This window comes from Polaromonas sp. P3_C2 (genome assembly GCF_056402675.1).
Genome location: NZ_JBFUGX010000070.1, coordinates 1 through 10,215 on the forward strand (window position 1 = coordinate 1; position 10,215 = coordinate 10,215).

The 10,215-nt window shown below is 61.7% G+C and carries 11 protein-coding genes; 3 read left to right on the forward strand and 8 right to left on the reverse strand.

The annotated features are described in order from the left end of the window. On the forward strand, positions 1 to 822 hold an 822-nt coding region (locus AC1DWI_RS05040; RefSeq protein WP_477724475.1), incomplete at its 5' end, for an efflux RND transporter permease subunit. 48 nt (positions 823 to 870) lie between these two features. Here the strand turns inward: AC1DWI_RS05040 and AC1DWI_RS05045 are convergent. From AC1DWI_RS05045 to mltG, 6 genes are all read right to left on the reverse strand, one after another. Then, the gene (locus AC1DWI_RS05045) at positions 871 to 1,527 is read right to left on the reverse strand and encodes an ankyrin repeat domain-containing protein (RefSeq protein ID WP_477669558.1); all 657 of its coding nucleotides are present in this window, start codon (positions 1,525 to 1,527) and stop codon (positions 871 to 873) included. 11 nt (positions 1,528 to 1,538) lie between these two features. Further along, the gene (locus AC1DWI_RS05050) at positions 1,539 to 2,336 is read right to left on the reverse strand and encodes a TatD family hydrolase (protein ID WP_477669557.1); all 798 of its coding nucleotides are present in this window, start codon (positions 2,334 to 2,336) and stop codon (positions 1,539 to 1,541) included. Positions 2,337 to 2,453: 117 nt separating this feature from the next. Continuing rightward, a complete protein-coding gene (locus tag AC1DWI_RS05055; RefSeq protein ID WP_477669556.1) occupies positions 2,454 to 2,834 on the reverse strand; it encodes a PilZ domain-containing protein in 381 nt (126 codons plus the stop codon). A 66-nt stretch (positions 2,835 to 2,900) separates the two neighbouring features. Continuing rightward, positions 2,901 to 4,019, reverse strand: coding sequence for a DNA polymerase III subunit delta' (locus AC1DWI_RS05060; protein WP_477669555.1), 1,119 nt, complete (start codon positions 4,017 to 4,019; stop codon positions 2,901 to 2,903). Then, positions 4,016 to 4,708 carry a dTMP kinase gene (gene tmk, locus AC1DWI_RS05065; RefSeq protein WP_477669554.1) on the reverse strand — a complete coding sequence of 231 codons (693 nt, stop codon included), beginning with the start codon at positions 4,706 to 4,708 and terminating at the stop codon, positions 4,016 to 4,018. The genes AC1DWI_RS05060 and tmk overlap by 4 nt, the downstream gene beginning before the upstream one ends. Before the next feature lie 148 nt (positions 4,709 to 4,856). After that, positions 4,857 to 5,864, reverse strand: a complete 1,008-nt coding sequence (gene mltG, locus AC1DWI_RS05070) for an endolytic transglycosylase MltG (RefSeq protein ID WP_477669553.1) — start codon at positions 5,862 to 5,864, stop codon at positions 4,857 to 4,859. 84 nt (positions 5,865 to 5,948) lie between these two features. On the opposite strand from mltG, the gene ygfZ reads away from it, so the two are divergent. Together ygfZ and AC1DWI_RS05080 are read left to right on the forward strand one after the other, a co-directional pair. Further along, complete coding sequence (ygfZ, locus tag AC1DWI_RS05075) at positions 5,949 to 6,902, forward strand: CAF17-like 4Fe-4S cluster assembly/insertion protein YgfZ (RefSeq protein ID WP_477669552.1); 954 nt, start codon at positions 5,949 to 5,951, stop codon at positions 6,900 to 6,902. A 30-nt stretch (positions 6,903 to 6,932) separates the two neighbouring features. After that, positions 6,933 to 7,835 carry an NRDE family protein gene (locus AC1DWI_RS05080; RefSeq protein WP_477669551.1) on the forward strand — a complete coding sequence of 301 codons (903 nt, stop codon included), beginning with the start codon at positions 6,933 to 6,935 and terminating at the stop codon, positions 7,833 to 7,835. Here the strand turns inward: AC1DWI_RS05080 and AC1DWI_RS05085 are convergent. Together AC1DWI_RS05085 and AC1DWI_RS05090 are read right to left on the reverse strand one after the other, a co-directional pair. Beyond that, on the reverse strand, positions 7,817 to 10,054 hold the full coding sequence (locus AC1DWI_RS05085; protein WP_477724476.1) for an O-antigen ligase family protein: 2,238 nt from the start codon (positions 10,052 to 10,054) through the stop codon (positions 7,817 to 7,819). The two genes, AC1DWI_RS05080 and AC1DWI_RS05085, sit on opposite strands and share 19 nt — an antisense overlap. 71 nt (positions 10,055 to 10,125) lie before the next feature. After that, on the reverse strand, positions 10,126 to 10,215 hold a 90-nt coding region (locus AC1DWI_RS05090), incomplete at its 5' end, for a GNAT family N-acetyltransferase (protein WP_477724477.1).

Here is a 10,215-nt window from a genome sequence, read left to right on the forward strand (position 1 = left end):
GGCCAATTGCGCGTTCAGGGCCAATTGCGCGTTCAGGGCAGCGGCGGCACGGTGAGTCTGGCGTCTGTGGCCGAGATCGTCATGGGCAGCGGCCCTTCCCAGATTGCCCGCCTGGACCGTTCACGTAACCTGACGCTCAGTGTCGAGCTCGGCGGGCGCGCGCTGGGCGAAGTCCAGCGCGAGGCCATGGAACTGCCGGCACTGAAGAACCTGCCCGCGGGTGTGAAGCGCGTGGAGCAAGGCGAATTGCAGCGTATGTCCGAGCTCTTCCAGAGCTTCGGCGTCGCGATGGCCATCGGTATTTTCTGTATCTACGCCGTGCTGGTGCTGCTGTTCCATGATTTCATGCAGCCCGCCACGATCCTGTCAGCTCTGCCGCTGGCGATGGGAGGCGCGCTGATCGCATTGTGGGTGTCGCACCAGGCGTTCTCGATGCCGGCGGTGATCGGCGTTCTGATGCTCATGGGCGTCGTGACCAAGAATTCTATTTTGCTGGTGGAATACGCCATCATGGCGCGGCGCGAGCACGGGGTAAGCCGCCTGGGCGCGCTGATCGACGCCTGCCATAAGCGGGCCCGGCCCATTGTGATGACCACAGTGGCCATGGGTGCGGGCATGTTGCCAAACGCGCTGGGCCTGGGCGCGGAGCCGAGCTTTCGACAGCCCATGGCCATTGTCGTGATTGGCGGCCTGCTCACTTCTACCGTGCTGAGTCTGTTGGTGGTGCCGGTGGTGTTCACCTATGTTGACGACCTGCTGCAATGGTTGCGGCGCCGTTTGGGTCACAAAGAACGAGTGGCCCTGGCGTCCGACGTGCCGTGACAGAAGCATCTGCGCGGATCTCGGGCTTTACTCCCGAGCATCACGTGGTCACCATTGCCCGGCAGGCCGCCTCTTCTGCAAGGCGGTGGTGATGGCTTCTGCGGCGTCGGGCCGGTTGCCTTGCTGGGCAAACTGCAGGGCAGTCAAACCCAGCTGGTTTTTGAGCTGCGGGTCGGCACCCTCCTCCAGGAGAAGACGCACTGCTTCCGTGGTGCCATACATGGCGGCCATCATTAGCGGCGTGGTGCCGTTGGGGGACTCGGCATCAATATAGGCGCTGTTTTCCAGCAGCAGGCTGATGATGGCCACGTGCCCGCCGCTAGCGGCGTAATGCAGCGGCGTCCAGCCGGTCTTGTTGACGTCGGCGCCCTGTTTGACCAGCTTCTCAGCCAGGCCCTGATGGTTCTTGAGGGCGGCCAGCATGAGTGCGCTTTCCCCCTTGTCGTTGAGGGTGTTGACGTCGGTCTTGGGCCAGTCCACCAATACCTGCGCTGCTCTGAGCGATGGCTCCTTCAGCGCGAGAAAGAGCCCACGCTCGCCTTTTGGGTCAGGTGTGTTGGGGTCAAACCCCCGCTGCAGCAGTGCCTGAATAGTGCGGGGATCGTCGCGCTTGACTGCGATGAAAAAATCATCATACGACCCTGCATTTGCCGAAGAAAGTCCATAAAAAACAACGGCAATAATTGCTTTCTTAAAGTAATTCATGAAGTTGTTTTTCATGCTTTAACCCCGCTGAAAAGCTGCTCGAAGTTTCGGCTTGTGGCCTCTGCAATGGCCTGGATGGGTTGTTGKGTGAGTTCCGCAATCTGCTTGGCCACCAGGGGAACATACGAAGGATTATTGGTTTTACCGCGGTACGGCATGGGCGCGAGGTAGGGGCTGTCGGTCTCAATCAGCATACGGTCCATGGGGACAAATCGGGCCACCTCCCGCAAATCCGCCGCGTTCTTGAAGGTCAGGATGCCGGAAAAAGAGATGTAAAACCCGAGGTCCAGGGCGGCTCGGGCCACCGCCTGGGTTTCGGTAAAGCAGTGAAAAACTCCAGTGGCGCTGTCGGCCTGGCCGGCGTTGCCGCCCTCTTCCTTGAGCAACGCAATCGTGTCGTCGGACGCGCTGCGGGTATGAATCACCAGGGGCTTGCCGGTCTGGCGAGCTGCCCGGATGTGCACGCGAAACCGCTCCCGCTGCCATTCCATGTCCGCCACGGTCCGGTCACCCAGCCGGTAATAGTCGAGCCCGGTCTCGCCAATGCCGACCACTTTGGGCAGGCTGGCGCGTGTCAGCAGGTCGTCCAGGCTGGGCTCCCGGACATCTTCGTTGTCGGGATGCACGCCGACGGTTGCCCAGAAATTGTCGTAGGCCGTGGCTAGCCCATGAACAGTTTCGAACTCTTCCAGGGTGGTGCAGATGCACAGCGCGCGGTCGACCTGGGCGGCCAGCATGGCCTGGCGGATTTGCGGCAATTGGGCCTGAAGCTCCGGAAAGCTCAAATGGCAATGGGAGTCAGTGAACATCGCGGTACAAGGTTAGGTATCAAAACAGGCTGCAAGCCTTATTGGCCGTGCGCAAGCAGCTATAAATACCATAGCAACCACGCGCTTGCCGGTGCGGCAGGCCGCGTTCGGCAAGGCCTAAATGGTCTGTGTGGGGCGGTCGGACGCCAAGTGGGCGCCGAGGATTTCTTCAATCTTGATCTTCAGAAGACGGGATTTATCGTCCGACGGGAATCGGACGCCAACGCCTTGCGTGCGGTTGCCGGCCGCCCTTGCGGGTGTGACCCAAGCCACTTTGCCGGCCACCGGATAGCGTTGTGTATCTTCAGGAAGCGTCAGCAGGACGTAGACGTCGTCGCCCAGCTTGTAGTCGCGTGCAGTCGGAATGAAAACGCCGCCTTCCGTGAACAAGGGAATGTAGGCGGCGTAAAGCGCTGCTTTTTCCTTGATGGCCAGCTGGACAACGCTGGGGCGGGCGGTGGCGGCTGCGGGTGAACTGGCGGGCGGTGGTGTGCTCATGGCGCTAGTTTATCGGTTTGACTGCTGCGGCGTCTGCAATTGCAGCATAAAAGAAACGGTTTGGGTTTATTTCGCATTCAGCGCTGTGCGGGCCCGGCTTACCAGCGATTCAAGCATCAGGCCCGGGTTGTAGGGGTGTTCCACCGTGCGGGCAATGGCCGCCAATTCTTTGGACCAGCTTGCAAGGGCGTAAAGCCCGCCACCCGTCTTGCCGGCCGCAGCGGGAAGGGCCGCCGGAAGGTCGCTCGCGTGGAAAAACCGCGGCGCGGCGCCCATGCGCACAGCCAGTACGTCGTGGCAAAGCTTTTGCAGTGCATCCACAGCCTGCGCTGGCGCCCAGTCCGACAGCGCGCTCACGTCGCCGCGCGCCATGGCTTTGGGCAGGGCCTGCCAATGTTGGGCGGCTTCCGCGGGCGGATTGTTCTGTGCCCAGTTCAGCGCGTCGGCGGGTCGCCCGCCCGCGGCCACCAGCAAGGTTTGCAATTCAGCGGCTTTTGGCGCTGCCGCGGCTTTTTTGGTGCTACCGGCGCTATCACCTGCCAGCGTGATTTCCTGCTGGAGCCAGCCCAGAGCCTGGTCAAAGTCCGGCCAGACCATGGTGTGGCCAAGGCACCGGCTCCGGATGGTGGGCAGCAACTGGTGCGCGGCCTCGGTGGCCAGGACGAACTTGACGGCGCCTGGAGGCTCTTCCAGGGTCTTGAGCAGGGTATTGGCCGTGACGTTGTTCATGCGCTCGGCCGGGAACACCAGCACCACCTTGGTGGTGCCGCGTGACCGTGTGAACTGGGTGAAAGACACGGCTTCGCGCGCCGCATCGACCTTGATTTCCTTGCTGGGCTTGCGTTTCTTGCTGTCCAGGTCGTCCTGCGTCTTTTCGTCGAGCGGCCAGCCAAGCGCCAGCGACAGGGTTTCGGGCATCAGCATGCAAAGGTCCGCATGCGTGTGTACATCTACCGCGTGGCAACTGCCGCAGTGCCCGCAGGCCCCCTGCGGCGTGGCTTCTTCGCAAAGCCAGGCCCGCGCCAGTGCCAGCGCCAGTTCAAACTGCCCCAAACCCGAAGGTCCGCTCAGGAGCCACGCATGGCCGCGCTGGGCCAGCAGGCTTTCAAGTTGCGCCTGGAGCCACGGCGCCAGGCGCGGATTGCTGGATTCGGCCGTCGCCGGCAAAGTATCCAGAACGCTCATGACAACCAGCCTTTGGCGATAAACACCTGCTGCACGGCCTGCCAGACTTCGTCGCGGCTTTTCGATGCGTCAATGCGGGCGAAACGTTCGGGGTGATTTTTCTGCCGGTCCGCGTAGCCTTGCGCCACGCGGCGGAAAAACGCCACCGGCTGAGCCTCGAATTTGTCGGGCAGGCGCGCGCCGGTCAGCCGCCGGGCCGCTTCTTCAGGCGCCAGGTCAAACCACACCGTCAAATGCGGCTCGATCACGGTTTCCACCTCGGGCTTCATGGGTGAATTGCCCGCGGGGTCGCCCAGCAGCCCTTCGTCGGATTGCACCCAACGCTCCAGGGTTGAGAGCAGCTTCAGGTCAAAACCGCGCCCTGCGCCCTGGTAGGCAAAGGTTGCGTCGGTAAAACGGTCGCACAGCACCACGTCACCGCGCAGCAGCGCCGGCGCAATCACATTGACGATGTGGTCACGCCGCGCGGCAAAGATCAGCAGCGCCTCTGTCAGCGGGTCCATGGCGTCGTTCAACACCATGGCACGCAGTTTTTCGGCCAGCGGCGTACCACCCGGTTCGCGTGTCAGCGTCACCGCCCTGCCCTCGGCCTTGAAGGCTTCAGCCAGGCCGGCAATGTGCGTAGACTTGCCGGCACCGTCTATGCCTTCGAAGCTGATGAAAAGGCCGCTCAGAGGTCTATTACTCATGATGTCATTCGCGTAACGCCAAGCCGCCAACTGAGCGAAAGTGACACGCAAGCAGGGGCCGCGGAACCGGCTTTGCCGGGCCGCAGGCGCAGCGCCCCCTCGGGGGGCAGCGCAGTACGCGAAGCGACAAGCGTGGGGGCCATAGTTATTACTGGCCTCTTATATATTTGTTCACCGCGCGGTTGTGCTCGTCCAGGCTGCTGCTGAAGTGGCTGGTACCGTCGCCGCGCGCCACAAAATAAATGGCCTTGGTCGGTGCCGGTTGCACGGCGGCCAGCAGGGCGGCCTTGCCCGGCATGGCGATCGGCGTGGGCGGCAACCCGGCGCGGGTGTAGGTGTTGTAGGGCGTATCGGCCAGCAGGTCGCGTTTTCGCAGATTGCCGTCGAACTTGTCGCCGAGCCCGTAAATCACGGTGGGGTCGGTCTGCAGCAGCATGCCCAGGCGCAGCCGGTTGGTGAAAACGCCGCCGATCTGGGCCCGGTCCGACGGCTTGCCGGTTTCCTTTTCGACGATGCTGGCCAGGATCAGGGCCTCGTCAGGGGTTTTCAGCGGTGTGTCCGGGCTTCGCAGTACCCAGGCAGCGTCCAGCCGCTTGTCCATGGCCCGTGCTGCGCGCTTGAGCACGGCCAGGTCGCTGGAACCCTTGGCGTAGGTGTAGGTGTCGGGGAAGAAACGGCCTTCGGGGTGCACACCCGGCCTGCCCAGCTTTTGCATGATGATTTCGGGCGCCAGGCCAAGCGTGTCGGGCGCAAGCTGCTCTGCTTTTTGTAGCGCTGCACGCACCTGGTTGAAGGTCCAGCCTTCTACCAGGGTGACGCTTTTGAGGGCTTGATCGCCGCGCACCAGCATGGCGAGCAGCTTTTGCGGCGTGGTGCCGGGTACCAATTCATAGCTGCCGGCCTTGATGAGCCGGGCCTGGCCCGAAAAGCGAAACCAGGCATGGAGCAACAGGGCCGGGACATCGGCGCCGCTGGCCACGATGACCTCGGCCACGCCGCTGGCGGGCGTGCCGGGCTCGATTTCAAGGTCTACGACCTGGCTGCCGGGGGCCAGCCGCAGGGGAATCGGCTCGTGCAGCCACCACAAACCCGCGCCAAACAACAGCAGGGTGCCGGCAAATACCAGTATCAACAGACTTGTAAAGACACGACGCACAACCCAGCTACCTTTTCTGTACAGAACGCAAAACCTCGAGCCTATGATAATTCAGCCCATCTCCTCATCGAATGTGAACGCCCCATGACCCTGCCTTCTGCCGCTCACCTGATTTCCGGCATCACCGAACTTGCGCACCTGGGTGTCATCCGTGCCTCCGGTGAAGATGCCGTCACGTTTTTGCAGGGCCAGCTGACCCAGGACGTGGCCCTGATGGGGGCTGGCGAAGCGCGCCTGGCGGCTTTCTGCAATGCCAAGGGCCGGATGCAGGCCAGTTTTGTGGTGTTCAAGCGCAGCAGCGATGCCGGCCAGCAGGACGTGCTGCTGCTGTGCAGCCGCGACATCCTGCCCGCCACACTCAAGCGCCTGTCGATGTTTGTGCTGCGTGCCAAGGCCAGACTGACCGACGCCAGTGCCGAATTCGCGCTCTATGGCGTCACCGGAGCCGCTATGGATTCGATAGCTGGTGGCGCCCGTCCTGTATGGTCAAAAGCCGATTTTGGTGATGCAAATATGGTGTTTTTGCAGCCCGGCGCGGGCCAGCCGCGTGCGATTTTGTGCGTACCTGCCACTTCACCCGCTCCCGAAGGACCGCGCATCGACAGCGCCTTGTGGCACTGGCTGGACGTGCAGTCCGGTATTGCGATGATCACGCAACCCATTTTTGAAGCCTTTGTGCCGCAAATGCTGAATTACGAATCCGTCGGAGGGGTGAACTTCAAAAAGGGTTGCTACCCGGGCCAGGAAATCGTTGCGCGCAGCCAGTTCCGCGGCACGCTCAAACGGCGCGCATACCTTGTTCATACCGCCGGAACACCGGCAACAGGCCAGGAGATATTTCACGCCTCCGATGCAGGGCAGCCTTGCGGGCTGGTCGCCGCGGCGGCGGCCAATCCCGCTGGCGGCTTTGACGCCATCGTGTCGATGCAGACCTCTGCCGCCGCCGATGCCGGCGACGGCCGGTTGACGCTGGGAAGCGCCACAGGCGAAGCCTTGAGCCTGCTTCCCCTGCCCTACCCGCTGCTGGAAGATATCTGATGCACGGCACAGGGGCGCGGGGCTCATGACATGTGCCTGATCGCGTTTGCCATTGGCGTATCGGAGCGCTGGCCGCTCCTGATTGCGGCCAACCGCGATGAATTCCTGGACCGGCCGACGCTGCCGCTGGCCCGCTGGCGAACCGCTTCGGGGCAAGAAGTCCTTTCAGGCCGTGACTTGCGTGCCGGCGGCACCTGGATGGGCATGACACCGGGCGGCAGGATTGCTTTTCTCACCAATGTGCGTGGAGCCCGCGCAGATGCCGGGGCCCGCTCGCGGGGGGAACTGGTGACGCGTTGGCTGGAAAGCCGCGATGATGCGGCAGGTTTTGCTTCAGCTCTCGAAGAAGAAGGCGCGGACTACGCAGGCTTTAACCTGGTGGTTGGCGATTTTCAGCGGAACGTCTGGGCCTGGGTGACAAACAAGCCGGCCGTGGTGTCTGGCGCTTCAAACCTGCATCTTCAGGTTCTGTCACCAGGTCTTTACGGGTTGTCCAATGCGGCACTGGATACGCCGTGGCCCAAAACCCTGGAACTCAAACGCTCCCTCCATGCCGCCCTGAAGACGAGCTCAGGCCTGGAAGCAACGGAGCTTCAGGCATCTCTGTGGTCGGCTCTGGGTAATCGCCAGCGCGCGCCGCGCGAAGACCTTCCGGTCACCGGCGTGCCGTTGGCGCTGGAAGAAGCTCTGTCCAGTGCCTTTGTGGATTTTCCGGACCATGCGTACGGCACACGGAGCAGCACCGTGCTGCTGGCAGCAGCAGATCCGGCCGATCTGTCAACGCGATGGGATGTCCAGGTCGAGGAGCATATGTACGTGAGCCCGTCAGCTGAAGAGCCCAGCCACCACCATCAGCCGGCATATCCCGTTTCGCACCGGTTCACTGTTCAATGGCAGAAAGCCGCACCCGCTTCTCAGAGCCTGGACCGGTAGTCGGGGGGAATGCGCTGACGCGTGGCTTCCTTGTCTTTTTCGGGTGATGCGGCCATGGCCGCCTTGTAGAACATCAAAGCCTTCGCGTCATCTTTTTTCCGGATGGCATAGAGGTAGCCCAGTTTGACCAGCCCGTCGACCTGCTGGTCAGGAAAGCTTTTGTTACGCAGTTCCATGCTCTGGACGGCCAGATCCAAGTCGCCGTTTTTCACACCCAGTATCCACCCGGCATCCAGGAGGTCATAGTCATATATACCTTCTGCCAGGTATTGTTTGGTCAGCTTTTGGGCCTCTGCCGTTCTCCCCGACCGGCTCAGCAGGACGACTTCCAGCGATCGGACTGACGCCGCTTTCGGCTGGAGGTTCTTGCTGCGTTCCAGGTATTCGAAAGCCTTGTCCATGGCTCCCATCTGGGCATGCCCACGGGCAATATTCGTCAGCAAGGCCACCACGTACGGACGCGAAGACACCACAGACTCCCAGATCCAGACGGCGTTTGGCCAGTCGCCCCAGCGCGCCAGTTCGTCAGCCACCATGGGCGTCAGCTTGCGGTAGTGGGGATTGATGCGGGTGCCTTCTTTGACCAGCTCCAATATTTCCCGCTTGGTGGCGTTCCAGCGCGGGTTGTTGACATCCCCGGACTGCGTGATGGTTAGTGCCAGTCTGACGGACCTGACGATCCTGCTTTCCGCCATGGCGGCCTGTTGCGATATATAGATCGCCAGCGCGAGGCAAAACATTAAAGTGATGCCCAGCAACTTCGAGTACACAGGCTTCCAGGAAAGTTGTTGGGCGGCAAACTTGCCTTGAACGCCCAGGCGGGCGTCGGAAGCAGTCAGGAACCCCAGCGCCAGCGCAAAGATCGCGTCGGTAGTGGCCATGCGCCAGGGAAAACCGATATTGCTGACGATCAAAAGCGCCAGCAAGCTGGACAGGACAAGCGCACGTTCCGGGGCCTCCTGCAACCACCCGAATCCCCGGTTTCTGAGCGTTTTCCACGCGGCCATGCTGAGATAGCCAAGAAGGGCCAGCAGGAACATCCAGCCCACCAGGCCATATTCGGCCAGCAACTGAAGGATCTCGTTGTGGACGTAATAGTCGGTTTCAAGTTGCGTGCCATCGGCCTGGTACAGCGGAATATCCACTTCCCAGGCGCCAGCGCCAATGCCTCTTAGCGGATGGGCCTGGATGATCCGCGATGTCGCTTTCCACATCACAAAGCGCACGCCCAAGGAACTGTCATTGACGGAAATTGTTGCCGTACGCTTGAAGGCCCGTTCGAAAGCCGTGTTGCCCCGGGCCTCTGCTGTCAGTTTCGGATTGCCGGTCTGGATCAAACCCAAAGCGAGGACGGTGGCCGCCAGAAGCCCGCATGCCAACAATTTCTGGCCGAGGTGCCACGAAGAAATCGCCAGTTGCCGGCGGTAGCGCATGGCGATGAGCGGCAGCAGAAAGATCAGCAGCAGCCATAACGCCATCAATGCCCCACGTGTCCCTGTCATCATGAGCGCCACAACGACAAAGCCGTTGGTCAAGGACAGCAGCGATATTTGCAGCGAGTCCCRTGCCCGCATCAATAGATAAAAGGAGAAGGGAACGGTGCAGACCGCAAATTCGGCAAAAAAGTTGCGGTTGACAAAAGTGGACGCCGGATTCGGACCCTGCGGAAAATAAGTGAAATCAAACCAGAACTGAAGTGCGGTCCAGAGCGAAGCCACGAGGGCGCCCGCATGAATCCCCAGGGCCAAATGAGGCAACCGGTCCCTTGACAGGGTATTGAGCCCCAGCCATAGCAGCAGGCTGAAGACGAACCACCGGATGGCCTCCACGCCACCGAGATAGGCATGCGACCACAGCATGCTTGCCAGGGCGTAAAACATGAGCGACAGGGGTAACCACATGAGGGCATGCCAACGCAGGGGCTCCCGCCGGTGGCGCTGCTGCCAGCAGAAAATCAGGCCGGCACTGATCGCGGAAAACGACACCACCATGGATTTCAGCGTGTCCTGCAGCATTTCTTCATGAGGCACGCCAATTGCCGGCGTCACAAACATCATGAAAGCAAGAAGCACGGTGATCCAGCCGCCGCCCTGCGCCACCTCTGCAGGCAGGGCCGCCGTGGAGTCCGCGCCAGGTGAGTCAGCAGGCTCCAGCTTGGCTACCGTACCTGCGACGGTGGAATGTCCCCGCGCATCGGGGCCGGTTTTTTGGGGGGGCATGAGATCGATCAGCTTTCTGAGTGTTTGAAACAGGCCGTACGCACAGGCGACCGCATGCACCAACAACGCCGTTACGGTGCTCTGACCATCTCAACGTGGGAGATGCCGGCTTCTTCGAAAGGCTCACCCCGGGCCTCAAAGCCAAGGCGCCGGTAAAAGCC

Coding starts and splice junctions, on each gene's coding strand:
- AC1DWI_RS05080 (WP_477669551.1), top strand. CDS start 6,933: ATGTGCCTGATCGCGTTTGCCATTGGCGTATCGGAGCGCTGGCCGCTC.
- ygfZ (WP_477669552.1), top strand. CDS start 5,949: ATGACCCTGCCTTCTGCCGCTCACCTGATTTCCGGCATCACCGAACTT.
- AC1DWI_RS05060 (WP_477669555.1), bottom strand. CDS start 4,019: ATGAGCGTTCTGGATACTTTGCCGGCGACGGCCGAATCCAGCAATCCG.
- AC1DWI_RS05045 (WP_477669558.1), bottom strand. CDS start 1,527: ATGAATTACTTTAAGAAAGCAATTATTGCCGTTGTTTTTTATGGACTT.
- AC1DWI_RS05055 (WP_477669556.1), bottom strand. CDS start 2,834: ATGAGCACACCACCGCCCGCCAGTTCACCCGCAGCCGCCACCGCCCGC.
- tmk (WP_477669554.1), bottom strand. CDS start 4,708: ATGAGTAATAGACCTCTGAGCGGCCTTTTCATCAGCTTCGAAGGCATA.